A 20,038-nucleotide genomic window follows, 5' to 3' on the forward strand; every position below is an offset into this window, starting at 1 on the left:
GCAAGATAGTTTCTCGTGCACAACGTCAATTGGAAATTACACTTTTCCCTGTATAGCACGTATAGAAAGTCCATACTGATAGGAGGATTTAGGAAATGAATATCCATGAGTATCAAGGCAAAGAAGTCCTGAGACAGTACGGAGTCAGCGTTCCTAACGGAAAGGTTGCATTTACTGTTGATGAGGCAGTTGAAGCAGCAAAAGAACTTGGAACATCCGTTGTCGTTGTTAAGGCACAAATTCATGCCGGCGGTCGCGGTAAAGCAGGCGGCGTTAAGGTAGCCAAAAGCCTCGATGAAGTTCGTACATATGCTAGCGAAATTCTAGGTAAAGTGCTTGTCACTCACCAAACAGGTCCAGAAGGAAAAGAAGTTAAACGCCTTTTGATCGAAGAGGGCTGTGACATTAAGAAAGAATATTACGTAGGTGTTGTTGTTGACCGTGCAACGGGCAGTGTCGTTTTGATGGCTTCCGAAGAAGGCGGTACGGAAATTGAAGAAGTAGCTGAGCACTCTCCTGAGAAAATTTTCAAAGAAGTGGTTGACCCAGCAATCGGTCTTCAATCTTTCCAAGCACGTAGACTTGCTTATGCAATCAACATCCCGAATGAGCTTGTAAACAAAGCAGTTAAGTTCATGCTTGCTCTTTACAAAGCATTCGTTGAGAAAGACGCTTCCATTGCTGAAATCAACCCTTTGGTTGTAACTGGTTCTGGCGACGTTATGGCACTTGATGCGAAATTAAACTTTGATTCTAACGCTCTTTTCCGTCACAAAGACATCGTTGAACTTCGTGACCTTGAAGAAGAAGATGCGAAAGAAATCCAAGCTTCCAAATATGACCTGAGCTACATCGCGCTTGATGGTAACATCGGTTGTATGGTTAACGGTGCAGGACTTGCTATGGCCACTATGGACATTATCAAGCACTACGGCGGAGACCCTGCTAACTTCCTAGACGTAGGGGGCGGTGCTACGAAAGAGAAAGTTACTGAAGCTTTCAAAATCATCCTTTCTGATGAGCAAGTTAAAGGGATTTTCGTTAACATTTTCGGTGGTATCATGCGTTGTGACGTTATCGCTGAAGGTGTTGTAGCTGCTGCAAGAGAGCTAGGACTTTCGCGTCCACTCGTAGTTCGTCTTGAAGGAACTAACGTGGAGCTTGGTAAAAAGCTACTTAACGAATCCGGCTTGAACATTGTTGCTGCTGATTCCATGGCGGATGGCGCACAAAAAATCGTTGCACTAGTCAAATAATCAAACCTGAACGGTTTGAAAAATAGATAAGGGATGTGAACAATCGATCATGAGTATTTTGGTCAATAAACATACAAAAGTCATTACTCAAGGGATTACCGGCGCTACGGGTTTGTTTCATACCAAAGGCGGTCTGGACTACGGCACGCAAATGGTGGGTGGCGTAACTCCTGGTAAAGGCGGCACTACAGTAGATATCACGTTGGAAAATGGTGAGCTTGTTAAGTTGCCAGTTTTCAACACTGTTGTTGAAGCGAAAAAAGTAACAGGTGCAACAGCATCTGTTATCTATGTACCTCCTGCATTTGCTGCAGAATCCATCATCGAAGCGATTGAAGCTGAGCTTGAATTGGTTATCTGTATCACGGAAGGTATTCCTGTTCTTGACATGGTACGTGTTAAGCGTTACCTAGAAGGCAAGAATACTGTTCTTATCGGACCGAACTGCCCAGGTGTTATTACACCAGGTGAGTGCAAGATCGGTATCATGCCAGGATACATTCATACACCAGGACACGTAGGTGTTGTTTCTCGTTCTGGAACATTGACTTATGAGGCAGTTCACCAGTTGACTACTCGCGGAATTGGACAATCTTCCGCAGTTGGTATCGGTGGAGACCCTGTTAAAGGATCCGAGTTCATCGACATCCTTAAACGTTTTAACGAAGATCCAGATACGTACGCTGTAATCATGATCGGTGAAATCGGCGGAACGGCTGAAGAAGAAGCAGCGGAGTGGGTTGCGGCAAACATGACGAAACCTGTCGTTGGCTTCATCGGCGGTAAAACAGCACCTCCAGGAAAACGTATGGGCCACGCTGGTGCCATCATTTCCGGTGGTAAAGGTACGGCAGCAGAGAAAGTTGCAACTATGGAAAGATGTGGTATTCGCGTAGCGGCTACACCATCCGAAATGGGTTCAACACTTGTTAGCGTACTTGAAGAAAAAGGTATGCTTGATAAAGTTATCACAAAAAAATAAGCTTCGTTTCACGAAGGTAAGCAACCTTCCATTTCCCTTAATTGGGAATTGGGAGGTTTTTTTATTTTCAGCAAGATGCATAGATTTGTCATTCACGGAAGGAGTGTATATACTAATGGATAATCGCAACTGTTTAATTGGCTTGCACGAGCTTGAGGGGATAGGGTGGAAAACGATTTACCAACTCTTAAGCCGTTTCCCTGAATTAAGTGTTTTAATCGGGCTGACAGCAAGTGAGATCGCCTCGAGTGGAATCCGGAGGACAATAGCAGAAACCATTGCGACACGATTAACCCCTGCATTTGTTGAACAAAAGATACACCAATATAAAAGTCAAGCCATACGGATCATGACACGATTCGATGAGGATTATCCGTCAATCCTGCAAGAAATTGCTCAGCCACCATGGGTCTTATATGTGAAAGGTGATCCTTCAATCTTACATGGTCGCCTGCTTGGTATTGTGGGTACCCGAACACCAACGCTATATGGGAAGAAAATTGCTGAGGAGTGGGCAGCTTCACTTTCGAGAGCAGGATTTGGGATTGTAAGCGGGTTAGCAAGAGGAATAGATAGTAAGGCGCATATTGGAGCGCTGCAAGGAAAAGCGAAGACGGTGGCTGTGCTTGGTTGTGCGATCAATGCGATCTATCCACGAGAGAATGCTCTGTTATTCCGCAACATTGAGCAGGAAGGTGTGATTATTTCGGAATACCCAATAGGTACGGGGATGAGGCCAGGCATGTTTCCGCAGAGGAATCGAATTATCGCTGGATTATCTTTGGGTGTTACGGTTGTAGAGGCAGCAGAAGATAGTGGATCATTGATCACAGTTGAATGTGCATTGGATGCTTCACGTGATGTTTTCGCGGTTCCGGGTCCAATTAACTCACGACAAAGCAGCGGTGTTCACAAGCTTTTGAAGGATGGTGCGAAATTAGTCACCTGTGTGGAAGAAATTGTCGAAGAGTATAAACACATTGTAAATATAGATGAAATAAATGTTGCTCTACAGCAAAAAACGACTTTTATTTTCACTGAAGATGAGGTCGAAATTGTCCGAAAACTGTCAGATGATCCGGTCTCAATAGACACTCTATTAGAAGAGACGCAATTTACGTTTGGACATTTGCATGGAGTTCTGTTATCTTTGGTATTGAAAAAGGCGATTAAACAGCTTCCGGGTTCAACATACATTCGAGCATAGGCTAATCACGAAGTTTTGCTTCTCGCCAAGTAAACTTACCTTGAAACCAAGAGGGGAGGAAGGACGAACCATGGCAGATTCGTTAGTCATTGTAGAGTCACCAGCAAAAGCCAAAACCATCGGCAAATATCTAGGCAGTAAGTTCATCGTAAAAGCATCGATGGGTCATATTCGCGACCTTCCGAAAAGCCAAATTGGCGTAGAAGTCGATCGTAACTTTGAGCCTAAATACATAACGATTCGTGGAAAGGGTTCTATCCTTAAAGAACTCAAAGACGCAAGCAAAAAAGTGAAAAAAATATATCTAGCGGCGGATCCGGATCGCGAAGGTGAAGCGATTGCTTGGCATTTAGCCCATTATCTCGACGTGGGTCCAGATGAACTTTGTCGTGTTGTGTTTAATGAGATTACGAAAGAAGCTGTCAAGGATGCGTTTAAAACGCCTCGCAAGATTAATCAAGATTTGGTGAATGCTCAGCAAGCACGTCGGATTTTGGATCGACTTGTTGGTTACAAAATCAGTCCTTTGCTTTGGAAAAAAGTGAAGAAAGGACTGTCAGCTGGCCGTGTGCAATCGGTAGCGGTTAAGTTAATTCAAGACCGTGAAAATGAAATCAAAGCATTTGAGCCAGAAGAGTACTGGTCGATTACAGCAGTTCTTGATGCAGGCAAAACTGTATTTGAAGCTAAGTATCATAGTCATAATGGTGAGAAGAAAGAACTGCACTCACAAGAAGATGTCGATTTGATTCTTGCTGCTATGGGTAATGAAGCGTTTATTGTGAAAGAAGTGAAAGAGAAAGAACGTCAACGTAACCCTTCTCCGCCTTTCATTACAAGCTCTATGCAACAAGAAGCAGCGCGTAAATTGAATTTCCGTGCTTCCAAAACGATGTCTGTCGCGCAGCAATTATATGAAGGTATCGATTTAGGAAAAGAAGGTACCGTCGGTTTAATTACCTATATGCGTACGGATTCTACAAGGATTTCTCCTATTGCCMAAGAAGAAGCCAAAGACTTTATTATGACGAAATATGGTCCAACTTTTTACCCTGAGACGCCTCGTCAGTATTTGAAGAAAAATGCAAATGCACAAGATGCGCATGAAGGGATTCGACCAACTTCCGTACTTCGTGAACCTGATCAGATGAAAGCGTTCTTGAGTAAAGATCAGTACCGATTGTACAAGCTCGTGTGGGATCGGTTTGTTGCAAGCCAAATGGCGTCTGCGATCTTGGATACGATGACGATTGATTTAAACGCAGGAGAGACCGTATTTAGAGCGAACGGATCCAAAATGAAATTCGCTGGGTTCATGAAAGTATACGTAGAAAGCAATGATGACGGAACGACAGAAGAAGATAAATTGCTGCCTCCTCTGTCCAAAGGCGATTCATTGCCGAAACAAAGTGTAGAACCGAAGCAGCACTTTACGCAACCACCTCCAAGGTATACAGAAGCGCGTTTAGTTCGTGCTCTTGAGGAAATGGGGATTGGGCGACCGAGTACTTACGCACCTACACTAGAAACGATTCAGAAACGTGGCTACGTAGCGATCGAAGAGAAGAAATTCGTACCGACGGAGCTAGGCGAGCTCGTGATCCAATTAATGCAAGAGTTTTTCCCGGAAATTCTAGACATTGAGTTCACTGCTCATATGGAAGAAGAGTTGGACTTTGTCGAGGAAGGGAAAGAGGATTGGGTCAGAGTACTGGATACTTTCTATACTTCCTTTGAAAAGCGTTTAGAGTTTGCAGAAGAAGAAATGAAAGAAATTGAGATTCAAGATGAAGTTTCGGATGAAATATGCGAGAAATGTGGAAAGCATCTTGTCTACAAAATGGGAAGATTCGGTAAATTCCTTGCATGTTCAGGTTTCCCTGACTGCCGGAATACGAAGCCGATCATTAAAGATATCKGCGTTACTTGCCCAACTTGTCACGCTGGTAAAATAGTTGAGCGCAGAAGCAAGAAGGGGCGCGTATTCTACGGCTGTGATCAGTATCCAACCTGTGATTTCGTTTCCTGGGATAAACCAGTTAATCGGCCATGTCCAGCATGCAGCTCTATGATGATTGAGAAGCGAAGCAAGAACGGGATTATGATTCAATGTACACAATGTGATCATAAGGAAGAAGCTGTTGACGAATCCGATCACACAGATGATATGAAAGATTAGAGGTGTCTGATTTTGCCAGAAAATCAAAGAGTAACAGTCATCGGCGCAGGATTGGCAGGTAGTGAAGCCGCATGGCAAATTGCCCGTCAAGGTGTACCTGTTACTTTATATGAAATGCGTAATGTAAGGAAAACTCCTGCTCATATAACGGATCAGTTCGCTGAACTTGTATGCAGCAACTCTCTACGCTCCAATGGTCTAACGAATGCAGTAGGTGTTCTAAAAGAAGAAATGAGACGAATGGACTCTCTCATTCTTGCTTGTGCTGACGAGCATGCGGTGCCAGCTGGAGGCGCTTTGGCGGTTGACCGTGATGGGTTCTCCCAAGCAGTAACCAACACATTGCGTAATCACCCACTGATTGAGGTTCGTAATGAAGAACTTCAAACACTCCCTGAGGGAATCACGGTAGTTGCAACGGGGCCACTCACATCCCCAGATCTAGCTGCAGAACTCAAAGCATTAATGGGTGAGGAGTATTTATASTTTTATGATGCTGCAGCACCTATTGTTGAGAAGGATTCAATCGATATGAATAAGGTGTATTTGGCTTCTCGTTATGATAAAGGGGAAGCAGCATACTTGAACTGTCCGATGACGGAAGAAGAGTTCAATGTGTTCTACGAGGCTCTTATTACAGCTGAAGTCGCAGAATTAAAGGAATTCGAGAAAGAAATCTATTTTGAAGGCTGTATGCCACTAGAAGTAATGGCGAAACGCGGTAAACAAACTGTGTTATTCGGACCTATGAAGCCTGTTGGTTTAATCAATCCGCATACGGGTAAAATGCCACACGCAGTTGTGCAGCTTCGTCAAGATAATGCAGCAGGTACCCTATACAACTTGGTAGGTTTCCAAACGCATTTGAAATGGGGAGAGCAGAAACGTGTCTTGCAGCTTATCCCAGGACTAGAACAAGCTGAGTTCGTCCGTTATGGCGTTATGCATCGTAATACGTTCATTAACTCACCTAAGCTGTTAGAGCCTACCTATCAATACAAGCGTCGTGAGAATTTATTCTTCGCAGGTCAAATGACTGGTGTTGAGGGGTATGTGGAATCGGCTGCTTCTGGCTTGATAGCTGGACTAAATGCAGGTCGAATGGCGAAAGGACAAGACTGTGTAGTCTTGCCAGCTGAAACGACACTAGGGAGCATGGCACAGTATATTACTACTGCAGACTTTAAACATTTCCAACCGATGAATGCAAATTTCGGTTTACTACCTGCTCTGCCAGAACGTATTCGAAACAAAAAAGAGAAATACGAAAAGCTGGCTAACCGCGCATTAGAGAGTATTCAGAATTTTGAGAAAACAATTGTTGGATAAGTTGTCATGAGATGATCCACTGTGTTACTATAAATTAATGTTTTATTGCATTTTTCATTTGTTTGATCATACATTTACCTCTAGATGCGGTCTACTCAACCTTTAGACCTCGCTAGAGGTTTCTCTCATTTTTGCGACCCATAGGCATGGGAGATCTCTTAACGGAATTGAATCTTATAGAGGGGTGAATTGAAATGGAACCCAATCAAGCCACGTTTCATGCGACAACGATATTTGCAATTCGTCATGAAGGTAAGGGAGCTATAGCCGGCGATGGGCAAGTGACATTTGGCAATAGTATGATCATGAAGAGTACGGCCAAAAAAGTGCGGCGTTTACATAGAGGAAAAGTCATTGCTGGTTTCGCCGGTTCCGTTGCTGATGCGATAACGCTCTTCGAGAAGTTTGAAGGCAAGCTGGAAGAACACCATGGTAATCTTCAACGTGCTGCAGTTGAGCTAACGAAGGATTGGCGTCAAGATCGTGTGTTGCGGAGACTGGAAGCCATGATGATTGTTATGGATGCTTCGGGACTTTTGCTGCTGTCCGGTAATGGAGAAGTCATTGAACCAGATGATGGCATGTTGGCTATTGGTTCTGGCGGGAGCTTTGCACTATCGGCAGGTAGAGCGCTGCACCGACATGCACCTCAGCTTAGTGCGAAGGAAATTGCCCACGCGGCGTTGACGACTGCAGCTGAAATTTGTGTGTTTACCAACCATAATATTATTGTTGAAGAGATTGAATAGACTAGAACGTATGTTTCTTTAGAGTAATTAGCACACGCTCTCAATTGATCAATTAACTTTAGCCTACATTTAAGGAGGGTATCATATATGGCAAACAGCTCTCTTACCCCTAAGCAAATTGTCCAAGAACTGGACCGGTACATTGTGGGGCAGAAAAAAGCAAAGAAATCCGTTGCGATCGCACTGCGAAACCGTTATCGGAGAAACCTGGTTGACGAAAGCATGAGAGATGAAATTGTACCGAAAAACATCCTCATGATTGGGCCTACTGGTGTTGGGAAAACAGAAATTGCACGAAGACTTGCGAAGCTGGTTGGCGCACCTTTTATTAAAGTTGAAGCGACGAAATTCACAGAAGTGGGCTACGTAGGTCGTGATGTAGAATCGATGGTACGTGACTTGGTTGAGACATCAGTACGTATGGTTAAAGCCGAACGTATGGAAAAGGTCAAGGATCGTGCAGAGAAGCTCGCTAATGAGCGCCTAGTTACTTTACTTGCTCCGAGTCCTACCCGTGCTAAAACACAGCGTAACCCGCTTGAGATGTTGTTTGGCGGGCAAAATAAAGATGAGCAAGAAGAGACGCCGCCTGATTCTAATCTGGCATCTAAAAGAGCTCAAGTCGCCGAACAATTATCCAATGGTAAATTAGAAAACGATCATGTAGAAATTGAAGTGGAAGACGCTACACCTTCCATGCTTGATATGCTTGGTGGTCAAGGCAATGAACAAGCAGGGATGAATATGCAAGAAATGTTCGGGAGTTTGCTGCCCAAAAAGATGAAAAAGAGGAAATTGCTTGTGAAAGAAGCTAGAAAAGTTCTAACACAAGAAGAAGCACAGAAATTAATTGATATGGACGATGTGATCCAGGAATCAATCAACCGTGCAGAGCAAAGTGGTATTATTTTTATAGATGAGATTGATAAAATAGCAAGCAGCAGCCGCGGTGGAAGTGGTCCTGATATTTCGCGTGAGGGTGTTCAAAGAGATATCTTACCTATTGTGGAGGGTTCCACAGTTGTAACTAAATACGGTTCTGTTAAAACAGATTATGTGTTATTTATTGGGGCAGGAGCTTTTCATATTGCCAAGCCATCTGATCTCATTCCGGAACTTCAGGGTAGATTCCCAATCCGAGTCGAGCTAAGCGATTTGACATTAGAAGACTTCGTTTCGATTTTAACGGAGCCTAAGAATGCTTTGACTAAACAATATACAGCTTTGTTGCAAACGGAAGGTATAACGGTTGAGTTTGCGGAGGAAGCTATTCATGAAATTRCTCGGATTGCGGTTGAAGTAAATCAACAAACAGAAAATATTGGAGCTCGTCGTTTACATACAATTTTAGAAAAATTGCTGGAAGATTTATCTTTTGAAGCACYGGAAATCACATTAGAGTCACTTGTGATTAATCCAGCTTATGTACGCGAGAAACTAAGTAGTATTGTGCAAAATAGAGATTTAAGTCAGTATATCTTATAAGAAATAAGCAGGTTGCAGTTAGTAGGAGGCAGTTACATGAGTTTATTAAATAAAACAAGAAGGCTGAATCGTTTGCTCCAAAAAGAAGCGGGTAATGCGGTTAGCTTTATGGATATGGCAGAAGTACTGCGAGATGTCGTCATCGCAAATATTTATGTGGTTAGCCGTAAAGGAAAAATTTTAGGCTACGCGGTTACGAATGATCCAGTGTCTCCTGAAATGAATCAAACGATTCTAATCGAACGCAGATTCCCGATTGAATCTAACAATTTATTGCTAAAAATCGAAGAGACTTCATCTACATCGGAGCCAGACAGTCCGTATTTTTATTATACAGACCAGATGAAGGATATGTTTCCAGCGACGCATACAACTTTAGTGCCAATTATTGGTGGTGGCGACCGTTTGGGCACTTTGATTCTAAGTCGAAGCGAAGGTCACTTTATTGATGATGATCTAGTTTTAGCAGAATATGGTTCGACAGTAATCGCAATGGAAATATTGCGTGAGCGCGCGGAAGAGATTGAAGAGGAAGCTCGCAGCAAAGCAGTTGTTCAAGTTGCAATTGGCTCATTGTCTTTCAGTGAAATGGAAGCTGTTGAACATATATTCGAGGAGCTGGACGGCAAAGAAGGATTGTTGGTGGCGAGTAAAATTGCAGATCGTGTGGGTATAACTCGTTCTGTTATTGTAAATGCCCTGCGTAAACTGGAAAGTGCTGGCGTGATTGAAACGCGATCACTAGGTATGAAAGGCACTTATATCCGTATTCTAAATGAACAACTGATGCAGAGTATTGAACAGATGAAGTCAAAATTATAAAAATAGATGTTGAAGTCCTATCTGATAAAAAGATAGGGCTTTTTTCTTATTGTAACTTAACGTAATATCTTAGATGATAAAGAGTATAAGTCAAAGGTTTACAAAATTCTACATATAGAACTATTTTGTATCGGAAATCGAGAATTATGTCGAAACAAGAAGGAATCAATTCTCCCGATGTTGAAATAGTAACTGAATATTATTTAGAGTGAAGGGGAATCGTTTATGTCTTTATTAGACAAGCCTAGTTGGAATATGATGGAGCGTTCGCTGGATGCATCGACGCTAAGGCAAAAAGTGGCGGCGAATAACATTGCCAATGTAGATACTCCTAACTTTAAACGTTCCGATGTTGCATTTGAAGAGCTCTTACAAGGACAAATGAATGCGAATACACCTTCAATAGATGGCTTTCGTACAGATCCAAGGCATTTTGTAATTGGGAAAACGACGACATTGCCAAACACTGAAATTAAATCAGATAATTCGACAGCAATAAACAACAACTTAAACAATGTGGACATGGATTACGAAATGTCATTGATGGCCAAAAATCAACTTAAATACAATACGATGATTCAACAGATGAATAGCGATTTCAAAAAACTTCGTACGGTCATTGGGGGCAGGTAATAAACGATGAGACTTACAAACGGATTTGATATTAGTGCATCAGCTTTAACTGCGCAACGCCTGCGTATGGATGTTGTTTCGTCCAATATTGCCAATGCGGATACGACAAGAGCAAGGTTTGTTGATGGAAAATGGATGCCTTACACGAGAAAGTTAGTTTCATTCGAGACGAAATCTCAGCCAAGTTTCGCCCAGTCACTGAAATCAGCGATGGCCGATGGAACTGGTGAGGGAGTTCGAGTGAATAAGATATTTGAAGATACATCACCATTAAAACAAGTGTATAATCCTTCACATCCTGATGCAGATACCAATGGATTCGTCTATATGCCAAACGTTGATATTACCAAAGAAATGGTGGATATGATTTCAGCAACGAGATCATATGAAGCCAATGTGACAGCATTAAATGCAAGTAAAGCGATGATAACCAAAGCATTGGAAATTGGTAGATAGGAGGTTGCGCCATGATTGACAAAATTAGTTACAGTCCGATAAATATAATGAGTTCTATTACTCCAAAGGATAATGCAGGTGAGGGGGCAGATGATTTAGGTAAGAAATTTGGTTCATTTCTGAACGAGGCGATGACCAATTTGAGTGCTCAGCAAAAACAAGTCGATCAGTTGAACGAAAGCTTCATTAAAGGGGAACTTTCAGATGTACATCAATTGACAATTGCCTCGGAGAAAGCTTCATTAGGACTCGAACTAACTGTTCAGGTCAGAAATAAAGTGATCGAGGCGTACCAAGAAATYATGAGAATGCAGCTGTAACTATAGAGATGCTGCTAAATTTGGGTCAATGAGGTGACAGAGTGAACGAGAACCTGCTCCAGTACTGGGAAAAGGTGAAGCAATACTGGAATCGTTATAATCGAACGACGAAAATTATTTTTATAGCTACTGTGTTCTTATTAATTCTAACAGCTGCCATTATAAGTGTTAATTTGTCGAAAACAGATTATTCGTTGGCATATACAGAATTGCAGCCCAGTGATGCAGCCAATATCAAATCATATCTAGATACTGCCAAAATACCTTATCATCTGAGTGCCGATGGAAAAAGCATAGAAGTGCCAACAAGTGAAGTAGCTAATGTCAAACTTGCAGTAGAGTCTCAAGGATTGAATAAGAACGGTTCCTTGGGCTTTGAAGTTTTTAGCGGAAGCAGCTCATTCGGTATCACGGATAATGAATTCAAAGTGAAATACTTGAGCGCGATTCAAGGAGAACTTCAACAACTTATTAATGCGAATCAAGCTATTTCAAGCTCTAAAGTAAACATTTCTCTGCCAGAGGAAGGTCMATTCCTACAGCAGCAGGCGGAGAAAGCAACAGCATCAGTTGTTTTACAAATTAAACAGGGTTATTCCTTAGATCAACCTAAAGTAGATACGATTTACAATTTAGTATCTCATAGTATTAAGAATCTACCGATTGAGAATATTTCCATTTCGGATCAAAATTTACTCTCGTATAAGTTCAGTGGCGAAGCTAATAGCACACCGAGAGATACAGATATTAATACTCAGTTCCGAAATGATTTACAGAAGAACATCAACTCGATGTTGGGTACGATGTTTGGACGTGATAAAGTGAGTGTCAGTGTATTTACAACGATGAATTTTGATCAGAAGAAAACCAAAGAACAACTCGTAAGGGCACCGAACCAAGTTGATCAAAAAGGAATTGAAATCTCCCTCCAAGAAGCAAATGAGTCTTATCAAAATAAAGGCACGGAAACAGGCGGTGTTCCTGGTACCGGCGCAACGGATGTACCTGGTTATCCAGGGACAGCAAACAATGGGAACTCAACATCAGAGAAAAACAGTAAGACAGTTAATTATGAAGTGGATCGTATTACAAATGACATTATCTCTACACCGTATGTAGTGAAGGATGTAAGTATTAATGTTGGCATCGAGCCTCCAGTAAGAGATGATCCGAACTCTTTAACTGCTGAAACGAAAACAGCCATTCAGAATGCGCTAGTGAATATCGTGAGAACAGCACTAGCTGATAATAAGACTACTTATACAGACGATGAATTGCAGAAAAAAGTTACAGTTTTTGCTCATTCATTTGTAAGATCTTCCGATGCAAGCGCAACGAAGACATCTACTTACTTGACTTATGGTGCATTAGCGTTAGCGGCACTAGCTATTGGAGCATTTATTGGGTTTGCAATTAGAAAACGCAAGAAAGCAGCACAACAACTTCTGATTGATCAGGAGATGGATGTTGCTTCTCAAAAGGCAGAGCTTCCAACGATTGATATTGAAAATGTAACGAATGACAATCAAGTGCGTAAGCAGCTCGAAACGCTTGCAAGAAAGCGGCCGGAAGAATTTGTTAACTTGCTGCGTACTTGGTTAGTAGACGAATAGAGGTGCACTTGTATGGCCAGAGCCGCTTTACAAGGGTTGACCGGACGACAAAAGGCAGCTATTCTTTTGATCAGTTTAGGCCCTGAGGTTTCAGCACAAATTTTCAAACATTTGCGTGAAGAAGAAATTGAACAATTAACGCTTGAGATAGCGAATGTGCGTAAAGTAGATACCTTAGAAAAGGATTCAATTCTTGCCGAGTTTCACCAAATTTGTTTGGCGCAAGAGTTTATTTCTCAAGGTGGTATCGCTTATGCCAAAGATATTTTGGAGAAGGCACTAGGTTCTCAAAAAGCGCTTGATATCATCAATCGCTTGACAGCTACACTTCAAGTAAGACCGTTTGACTTTGCACGGAAAGCAGACCCTGCGCAAATTCTCAATTTTATTCAAAATGAGAATTCGCAGACCATTGCACTTGTTTTATCTTATTTGCAAGCTGAACAGGCATCGATCATTTTGTCGTCACTCCCACAGGAGAAACAAGCCGATGTTGCTAAACGGATTGCACTCATGGATAGTACATCACCAGAAGTTATTTCACAGGTTGAGCGCGTATTAGAACAGAAGCTTTCCTCGACGGTTACGCAGGATTACACAAATGCTGGTGGTATCGCATCCATCGTTCAAATATTGAATGGTGTTGATCGAGGCACAGAACGTACGATTCTCGACTCATTAGAAATTCAAGATCCAGAGCTTGCTGAAGAAATCAAGAAACGGATGTTCGTATTCGAAGATATCGTCAATATCGACAATCGTTCCATTCAACGTATTATCCGCGACATTGAAAATGCTGATTTGCAACTTGCGCTTAAAGTTGCGAGTGAAGAGGTTCGCGATGTGTTATTCAAAAACATGTCCAAACGTATGGCGGAGACTTTCAAAGAGGAAATGGAATTTATGGGGCCTGTTCGATTACGTGATGTGGAAGAAGCACAAACCCGTATCGTGGCTACGATTCGTCGTTTAGAAGAGTCGGGTGAAATCATCATCGCACGTGGTGGAGGAGATGATATTATTGTCTAATGTCATTAAATCATTCGCATATTATCCGATGGAAAGTAAAAAGATTTTTGAATCGCATGCCACTCAAACAGAAGCTGTTCCAGAAGCTCCCGCTGTTGAAAATAGCATGTCAGCTGAAATGCAAATTGAGATTAACGATGCAACCTCGTTGAAAAAACAAATTTTGGATGATGCTGAAGCTTTTGCTAGTGATCAAATTGAACAGGCCAAGCGAGAATGTGCATYAATCCGCCAAGAAACAGAATCTGACATTGCTAGCTGGTGGGAAAGCAAGCGAGCTGAAGATGTAGAGCTAGCGAACGCATCGAAACAAGTAGGATTTGATGAAGGTTATCGTCAAGGTGTTGCTCAAGCGGAGAATGTTCTTCGAAAAGAATATGATGAAATGTTGGCTGAAGCTAGATCCATCCTTGAGTTATCTTATAAGCTGAAGCAACAAATTATCCAAGAGTCAGAACCTTTTCTAATAGAATTAAGCACATCCATCGCAGAAAAAATTATTGTTCGACAGCTTTCTCTCGAACCCGGTTGGGTCATTGAGTTCATTCAGAAAATACTTTCTCGCCGACGTGAAAAGGGAATTATTACTTTATGTGTAGCTCCTTCGCAATTCGCGTATATCCAGGATGCTAGAGAAGAATTGATCACTTCCATTGATTCACAAGCCGAACTCGAAATTATTCCGGATTCTTCTGTGCAAGATCAAGGTTGCGTAATTCGCTCATCGTACGGAAGCATAGACGCGAGAATTGATACTCAGTTGAAAGAAATTAAGTCAACACTTCAGCAACTGGCCTTACAAAGTGAGGAATCATAATGACACAGACATCGCTCCCGAAGGTGGATAAATACAAAGAAGTTTTACAAACGATTGATCCAATTAGGGTAAACGGTAAAGTGACGCAAGTTATTGGACTTACAGTTGAATCTGAGGGTCCTGACGTCAGTATTGGTGATCTATGTTATATCTATCCGCATAAATCCAATAAACCATTAAAAGCGGAAGTGGTCGGTTTTCGAAGCAACAAAGTTATTCTAATGCCGCTTGGTGATCTCGATGCCATTGGACCTGGTTGCGATGTTGTTGGCACAGGTAAACCTTTAACAGTCCAGGTTGGACATGAGCTATTGGGAAAAGTTTTAGATGGTCTAGGTCAACCATTAGATGGTTCCTATCTGCCTTCAAGGATGGCGCAGTATTCGACGAATAATTTACCCAGTAATCCATTAACACGCCCACGTGTGCTTAATCCAATATCTGTTGGTGTTCGTTGTATTGATGGATTATTAACAATTGGTAAAGGTCAACGTGTTGGTATTTTTGCAGGGTCTGGTGTTGGGAAAAGTACTTTAATGGGAATGATAGCCCGCAACACTTCAGCCGATGTCAATGTTATTGCTCTCATTGGAGAACGAGGCAGAGAAGTGTTGGATTTCATTGAGCGAGATCTAGGTCCAGAAGGTTTGGCAAGATCGGTTGTGATCGTGGCGACATCCGACCAACCCGCATTAATTCGGATTAAAGGCGCTATGATTGCGACAAGTATTGCTGAGTATTTTAGAGATCGCGGCTTAAATGTCATGATGATGATGGATTCCGTAACACGATTTGCTATGGCACAACGTGAGGTGGGATTAGCCGTTGGTGAACCTCCAGCCACACGTGGATACACTCCATCTGTGTTCGCTATGCTTCCTAGGCTTCTAGAACGGTCAGGTACAGGTGCGAAGGGCTCCATTACTGCATTTTACACGGTGCTTGTCGACGGTGATGATATGAACGAGCCTATTGCAGATGCGGTCCGAGGAATCTTGGATGGTCATGTCGTCCTAAATCGTAGTATTGCGAACAAGGGTCATTATCCTGCGATCGATGTCTTATCAAGTGTAAGTCGAGTTATGAAAGAGATTGTACCGTCAGAACACATGGAAGCTGCTGATCAACTTAAGCGTCTTCTCTCTATTTATAAAGATTCGGAAGATCTTATCAATATCGGGGCGTACCAGAAAGGTTCTAATCCAAATATTGATATAGCGATGGATAATATTGAAGCTATTTGGGATTTCACGAAACAGCGAACAAGTGAAAAGTTAACATACGAAGAAGCTCAAGAACGATTAATCCAAGAATTTTATAAGGGATGAGGGTCCTAGATGAGTTTTCGCTACTCTTTCCAGCAAATTGTCGATTTGAAGAATAATGAACGAACGCAAGCAGAATGGATTTTATCTGAAGCAATGGGGCAGTTAAGGAATGAAGAAACAAGCTTAAACGGATTGTTCGAGCAGAAGGAAAACTTGCACAATGAAATGATTCAAGCAACTAGCCATTCTGTGTCGATATCGAACATGCTTCTCATGCAGAGCTATATGAATCATGTGGACAAACAAATTGTTCGCAAGCATCAGGATGTTAAACAAGCTAAACATATCGTAACTGAGAAGCAAGAACATTTGTCTGTGAAAATGATAGATGAAAAAGTATGGACCAAAGCAAGAGAAAAAGCTCATACCCAATTCCAATTCATGATCGCTAAAAAAGAGCAGGATGCTCTTGATGAAATGGCTACGAATCGTTTTAGGCGTTTATCGTATTAAGCTAGAAAAGGAGGGACGAAGAGATGGCCGATACAAGCGTAGAGGGTGCATCTTATAGTGCACTGGAGCGATTTTTGATATGGTTTGTCATCCCCTTTGTGTTTACGGCGGTTTTACTCTTCGTGCTGCTTTCAATTTTTGATTATGATATCAAAAGTAGTATTCAAAAAGCATTGCACAACACGCCTGTCGTTGGATTAGTAGTCCCAGCACCAAAAGAAACTGCACCAGTGACAGCTGAAGGTAAAGCAGTATCATCTGAGCAAAGTGTAAAACTTAAGGAAGATGAGATAGCGAAGCTGAATGCTCGCGTTAATGAATTGACAGCAGCCTTGCAAAAAGCGGATTCGACGACTGAGAATAAAGACGTTTCCCTAAAAGCAGCAGTTGCGAAGGTTGCCGAACTTGAGGAAAAGTTAAAAGATAAAACGCAATCAGAAGAAGAGTACACGAATCAAATCACACAGCTTGCCAATATGTACGCCAAAATGACGCCGAGTAAAGTTGCACCTATCATTGAGGCATTGACACCAAATGAAATGGTACTGGTGTTCTCTATGATGAAAGCAGATAATCGTGGAGCGATTCTTGAGAAAATGGATGCTGCAAAAGCAGCTGCTGCTTCCATCGGCTTGAAAGATATCGTGCCAGTTCGTGACAAAGAAATAGCTGCTTTACAAGAAAGACTTGCCACGAATAACACGAAGGATGCGAAGGCAGCGACAAGCACGGTGAGCACTTCGGATCTTGGACAAACTTTTGCCAATATGACACCAAAAAGCGCTTCAAACGTCCTGCTAGAGATGAATAAATCAAACCCAGCAAAAGTTGTATCCATTTTAAGTGGGATGGATAATTCATCACGTTCTAAAGTGATGTCAGCCCTCTCAGATGCTAATAAGGAGATTGCAGCAACAATTGCAGCAAAGCTTGTACCGTAACTTGCAGGTAAATTAGGAAGGGAGGTGAAAAAAATGGACGTACAGATGACTTCAGCACCGGTAACTCAAACAGGAGCAACAGCTTCAACAACTACAGGTAAAGCGACTTCTAAAGGAAATGGAACGACAGATAGCTYTTCAGCACTTCTTTCTGACCAAACCGCACAAGAGAAGGTACCAATGGTTGAAGGGCAACCATCAGAAACTGAGCTTTCAATGAGTATGATGTTGCAAATGCTTCAAAGCTTGGTCATGCCAATTCAAACTGATGTGGCTCAAGAATCAAAAGTGACTTCGTCCGATGGTACTTTGCCAGAATTGCTTTTAGAAGCCATGAATAGTAATCCTGAACTTGCTGACAAATTATTGCAAGATCCTAAAGTGAAAAAGTGGTTTGTTGATGCAGAAGATTTGTTAGCTGCACTTAGCAACACGCCAAACCCACTTGCGGCTGGAAATCTTGCAATGTGGCAACAGCCAACAACTAATTCGCTGAGCCTGAAAGCACAGAATACTTTGTTAACACTGTCAGCTTTATCCAAGCAGCAGCCAGACAATCCGATTCTAAACTTCTTGAATACAGAACTCGCGAGTACGATTCAACCGTTACTTCCAGAGGTTATAGCAGAAGTTGGAAGAGCACAGAAGATAATAACTGTCGATGATGTATCCTCTAGTTCTATTGAGTCTAATGTTCCCGTCACTGGAGCTAAAGAACACACTTCACCAAATGGGAGAATTGCTTCCAACAAGTACATAAGCAAACGTGATAATGACTCGTCGCTAGATAACAGTCTTTCCGTAAATCTTCAATCGCTTCAGCCAAAACAAGAGAAATTTGCAATTAAGCATATCCCATTCGTTGTAACTAAACAGTCAAATGACGTTTCGGAATCGACAATTCTCCCACTCGTTGATCTACCAATTGAGACAACTACGGGAACAAATTCAATCGTAACGATTGGTGATTTACAGAAATCTCAGCAAGTGACGATAGTAGCTGATAAAACGCCAGTACCGGTGTTAACAACCGCTAATTTCACAGAAGAGATGACAACACATGTATTAAAAAACATGAGAATTACGATGTCCGAAGGATTCTCTGAGGCTAAACTATCTTTGTTTCCTAAGAATTTAGGACATGTAGATGTGAAAATTTCCATGCATGATGGACAACTATTTGCTCAGTTTGCGGCTGATACTTTAGCTGGCAAACAAATGTTAGAAAGCCAGTTGCCTCAATTACGTCAAGCGCTTCTGACGCAGGGATTACAAGTTGAGAAATTAGAAGTTACGCAAAGTCAAAACATGTCTTCTAACATGTTCCAAGAACAACGTCAACCGCAAAGCTTTAATCAATCACAACGACAACCCAAAAATCGCTCGAGTGAAATTGAAGTGGATGCTACCCAGTTTAAAGAAGATATGGAGCAAATTGCACAGCTTCGCATTCATACAAACGGTAATTCCTTCGATGTCATTGCCTAATTGAAGTAGAATGAATTGTTGGAGGTGAACGTATGGCTACAAATCCAATCGTTGGTAATGTCACTGACCTGATTAATAAAGGGACTAACGCGAAAACCAAAGAGAAGGACAGTACAACCCTGGGTAAGGATGATTTCCTGAAAATTTTAATTACACAGCTTCAGAATCAGGATCCTACACAGCCTTTACAGGACAAAGAGTTTATCGCTCAAATGGCTCAATTTACTTCTGTTGAGCAATTAACGAATATGGCTAGTGAAATGAAACTAATGAGACAATCATTAGGCTTCGTGTCTGGATTAATTGGTAAGTCAATATCATGGACAGGAACAGATGCATCAGGTGTTACAACTGAGATGTCTGGCGTAGTAGATTCGATAACTTTTAAAGATGGAAATCAATTTGCCACTGTGAATGGTGTGGAAGTTTCCTTGGATAAGTTAAAGAAAATTGAAAACGCTGGAGAAACAGAATGACAGAGCGAATATCCATAGGTCAACTTTATCCTAGCGCGGTTTCTCCTACTTCAACGAGAAGAACACCAACGCAGCAAGTAATACCTAACGGGAATAACGTAAATCCTACTTTTCAGAAGATTTTCCAAGATCAATTTGTAAGGTTTAGTCATCATGCTGAGGTCAGGTTAAAAGAACGCGGCATTCAACTCAAACCAGAGCAAATTGAGAAAATGAACAATGCCATTGATAAAGCTGCATCCAAAGGTGCCAAAGACGCACTACTGATCTTAGCAGGGAATGGATATATCGTAAATGTACCCAATCGAACCGTAGTGACTGCGTTAGATGGCCAAGCAATGAATGATCATGTGTTTACACAGATCGATAGTGCAATGATAATTTCATAGGTTTGCAGGGCTCGACCTTTTAGGAAGCCTGGAGTTGTGGATCGAAAGAAGCAACTCAAATTTATATACTTACATCCGATTTAGGA

Annotated in this window: 20 protein-coding genes; all 20 read left to right on the top strand. The window is 41.9% G+C overall.

Features of this window, described 5'->3' with window-relative positions; translation table 11 throughout:
* Positions 1-95: 95 nt before the first annotated feature.
* The 20 genes from sucC to AC1DLM_RS25395 all read left to right on the top strand — a co-directional run bounded on the left by sucC (position 96) and on the right by AC1DLM_RS25395 (position 19,952).
* Complete coding sequence (gene sucC, locus AC1DLM_RS25300) at positions 96-1,256, top strand: ADP-forming succinate--CoA ligase subunit beta (RefSeq protein WP_056624886.1); 1,161 nt, start codon at positions 96-98, stop codon at positions 1,254-1,256.
* 49 nt (positions 1,257-1,305) lie between these two features.
* Entirely contained in the window at positions 1,306-2,238 is a 933-nt protein-coding gene (sucD, locus tag AC1DLM_RS25305) for a succinate--CoA ligase subunit alpha (RefSeq protein WP_057315715.1), read from the top strand.
* Between the two features lie 115 nt (positions 2,239-2,353).
* Positions 2,354-3,445 (top strand): DNA-processing protein DprA, encoded by a 1,092-nt coding sequence (dprA, locus tag AC1DLM_RS25310; protein WP_441990536.1) that lies wholly within the window; start codon positions 2,354-2,356, stop codon positions 3,443-3,445.
* A 70-nt stretch (positions 3,446-3,515) separates the two neighbouring features.
* Positions 3,516-5,624: a type I DNA topoisomerase gene (gene topA, locus AC1DLM_RS25315; protein ID WP_477571519.1), complete on the top strand. Its 2,109-nt coding sequence runs from the start codon at positions 3,516-3,518 to the stop codon at positions 5,622-5,624.
* 12 nt (positions 5,625-5,636) lie between these two features.
* Complete coding sequence (gene trmFO / locus AC1DLM_RS25320; RefSeq protein ID WP_477571520.1) at positions 5,637-6,953, top strand: FADH(2)-oxidizing methylenetetrahydrofolate--tRNA-(uracil(54)-C(5))-methyltransferase TrmFO; 1,317 nt, start codon at positions 5,637-5,639, stop codon at positions 6,951-6,953.
* Positions 6,954-7,147: 194 nt separating this feature from the next.
* Positions 7,148-7,702, top strand: a complete 555-nt coding sequence (hslV, locus tag AC1DLM_RS25325) for an ATP-dependent protease subunit HslV (RefSeq protein WP_441990533.1) — start codon at positions 7,148-7,150, stop codon at positions 7,700-7,702.
* A gap of 87 nt (positions 7,703-7,789) precedes the next feature.
* Positions 7,790-9,187: an ATP-dependent protease ATPase subunit HslU gene (hslU, locus tag AC1DLM_RS25330; RefSeq protein WP_477571521.1), complete on the top strand. Its 1,398-nt coding sequence runs from the start codon at positions 7,790-7,792 to the stop codon at positions 9,185-9,187.
* Between the two features lie 36 nt (positions 9,188-9,223).
* Entirely contained in the window at positions 9,224-10,009 is a 786-nt protein-coding gene (codY, locus tag AC1DLM_RS25335) for a GTP-sensing pleiotropic transcriptional regulator CodY (RefSeq protein ID WP_056624907.1), read from the top strand.
* 225 nt (positions 10,010-10,234) lie between these two features.
* Entirely contained in the window at positions 10,235-10,642 is a 408-nt protein-coding gene (flgB, locus tag AC1DLM_RS25340; RefSeq protein ID WP_056624910.1) for a flagellar basal body rod protein FlgB, read from the top strand.
* A gap of 6 nt (positions 10,643-10,648) precedes the next feature.
* Positions 10,649-11,098, top strand: a complete 450-nt coding sequence (gene flgC / locus AC1DLM_RS25345; RefSeq protein ID WP_441990531.1) for a flagellar basal body rod protein FlgC — start codon at positions 10,649-10,651, stop codon at positions 11,096-11,098.
* An 11-nt stretch (positions 11,099-11,109) separates the two neighbouring features.
* Entirely contained in the window at positions 11,110-11,418 is a 309-nt protein-coding gene (gene fliE / locus AC1DLM_RS25350) for a flagellar hook-basal body complex protein FliE (RefSeq protein WP_441990530.1), read from the top strand.
* Positions 11,419-11,459: 41 nt separating this feature from the next.
* Positions 11,460-13,031, top strand: coding sequence for a flagellar basal-body MS-ring/collar protein FliF (gene fliF / locus AC1DLM_RS25355; RefSeq protein WP_477571522.1), 1,572 nt, complete (start codon positions 11,460-11,462; stop codon positions 13,029-13,031).
* Positions 13,032-13,043: 12 nt separating this feature from the next.
* On the top strand, positions 13,044-14,060 hold the full coding sequence (gene fliG, locus AC1DLM_RS25360; protein WP_068662580.1) for a flagellar motor switch protein FliG: 1,017 nt from the start codon (positions 13,044-13,046) through the stop codon (positions 14,058-14,060).
* Positions 14,044-14,877 carry a FliH/SctL family protein gene (locus AC1DLM_RS25365; RefSeq protein WP_477571539.1) on the top strand — a complete coding sequence of 278 codons (834 nt, stop codon included), beginning with the start codon at positions 14,044-14,046 and terminating at the stop codon, positions 14,875-14,877. Before fliG ends, AC1DLM_RS25365 begins: the two co-directional genes overlap by 17 nt.
* Positions 14,877-16,205 carry a flagellar protein export ATPase FliI gene (fliI, locus tag AC1DLM_RS25370; RefSeq protein ID WP_477571523.1) on the top strand — a complete coding sequence of 443 codons (1,329 nt, stop codon included), beginning with the start codon at positions 14,877-14,879 and terminating at the stop codon, positions 16,203-16,205. The genes AC1DLM_RS25365 and fliI overlap by 1 nt, the downstream gene beginning before the upstream one ends.
* Positions 16,206-16,214: 9 nt before the next feature.
* Positions 16,215-16,658, top strand: coding sequence for a flagellar export protein FliJ (gene fliJ, locus AC1DLM_RS25375; protein ID WP_171635804.1), 444 nt, complete (start codon positions 16,215-16,217; stop codon positions 16,656-16,658).
* A 23-nt stretch (positions 16,659-16,681) separates the two neighbouring features.
* Positions 16,682-17,599, top strand: a complete 918-nt coding sequence (locus AC1DLM_RS25380) for a MotE family protein (protein WP_441990526.1) — start codon at positions 16,682-16,684, stop codon at positions 17,597-17,599.
* A 33-nt stretch (positions 17,600-17,632) separates the two neighbouring features.
* On the top strand, positions 17,633-19,087 hold the full coding sequence (locus AC1DLM_RS25385) for a flagellar hook-length control protein FliK (RefSeq protein ID WP_477571524.1): 1,455 nt from the start codon (positions 17,633-17,635) through the stop codon (positions 19,085-19,087).
* A gap of 32 nt (positions 19,088-19,119) precedes the next feature.
* Positions 19,120-19,563 carry a flagellar hook capping FlgD N-terminal domain-containing protein gene (locus tag AC1DLM_RS25390; protein WP_441990524.1) on the top strand — a complete coding sequence of 148 codons (444 nt, stop codon included), beginning with the start codon at positions 19,120-19,122 and terminating at the stop codon, positions 19,561-19,563.
* Complete coding sequence (locus tag AC1DLM_RS25395) at positions 19,560-19,952, top strand: TIGR02530 family flagellar biosynthesis protein (protein ID WP_441990523.1); 393 nt, start codon at positions 19,560-19,562, stop codon at positions 19,950-19,952. The genes AC1DLM_RS25390 and AC1DLM_RS25395 overlap by 4 nt, the downstream gene beginning before the upstream one ends.
* Positions 19,953-20,038: the final 86 nt, after the last annotated feature.

The organism is Paenibacillus sp. 01T442, from assembly GCF_056398345.1.

Bases quoted from the DNA above. Each gene is read 5' to 3' on its own strand.
- sucC (WP_056624886.1), top strand. From the start codon at position 96: ATGAATATCCATGAGTATCAAGGCAAAGAAGTCCTGAGACAGTACGGA.
- sucD (WP_057315715.1), top strand. From the start codon at position 1,306: ATGAGTATTTTGGTCAATAAACATACAAAAGTCATTACTCAAGGGATT.
- dprA (WP_441990536.1), top strand. From the start codon at position 2,354: ATGGATAATCGCAACTGTTTAATTGGCTTGCACGAGCTTGAGGGGATA.
- hslV (WP_441990533.1), top strand. From the start codon at position 7,148: ATGGAACCCAATCAAGCCACGTTTCATGCGACAACGATATTTGCAATT.
- codY (WP_056624907.1), top strand. From the start codon at position 9,224: ATGAGTTTATTAAATAAAACAAGAAGGCTGAATCGTTTGCTCCAAAAA.
- flgB (WP_056624910.1), top strand. From the start codon at position 10,235: ATGTCTTTATTAGACAAGCCTAGTTGGAATATGATGGAGCGTTCGCTG.
- flgC (WP_441990531.1), top strand. From the start codon at position 10,649: ATGAGACTTACAAACGGATTTGATATTAGTGCATCAGCTTTAACTGCG.
- fliG (WP_068662580.1), top strand. From the start codon at position 13,044: ATGGCCAGAGCCGCTTTACAAGGGTTGACCGGACGACAAAAGGCAGCT.
- fliI (WP_477571523.1), top strand. From the start codon at position 14,877: ATGACACAGACATCGCTCCCGAAGGTGGATAAATACAAAGAAGTTTTA.
- fliJ (WP_171635804.1), top strand. From the start codon at position 16,215: ATGAGTTTTCGCTACTCTTTCCAGCAAATTGTCGATTTGAAGAATAAT.
- AC1DLM_RS25380 (WP_441990526.1), top strand. From the start codon at position 16,682: ATGGCCGATACAAGCGTAGAGGGTGCATCTTATAGTGCACTGGAGCGA.
- AC1DLM_RS25390 (WP_441990524.1), top strand. From the start codon at position 19,120: ATGGCTACAAATCCAATCGTTGGTAATGTCACTGACCTGATTAATAAA.
- AC1DLM_RS25395 (WP_441990523.1), top strand. From the start codon at position 19,560: ATGACAGAGCGAATATCCATAGGTCAACTTTATCCTAGCGCGGTTTCT.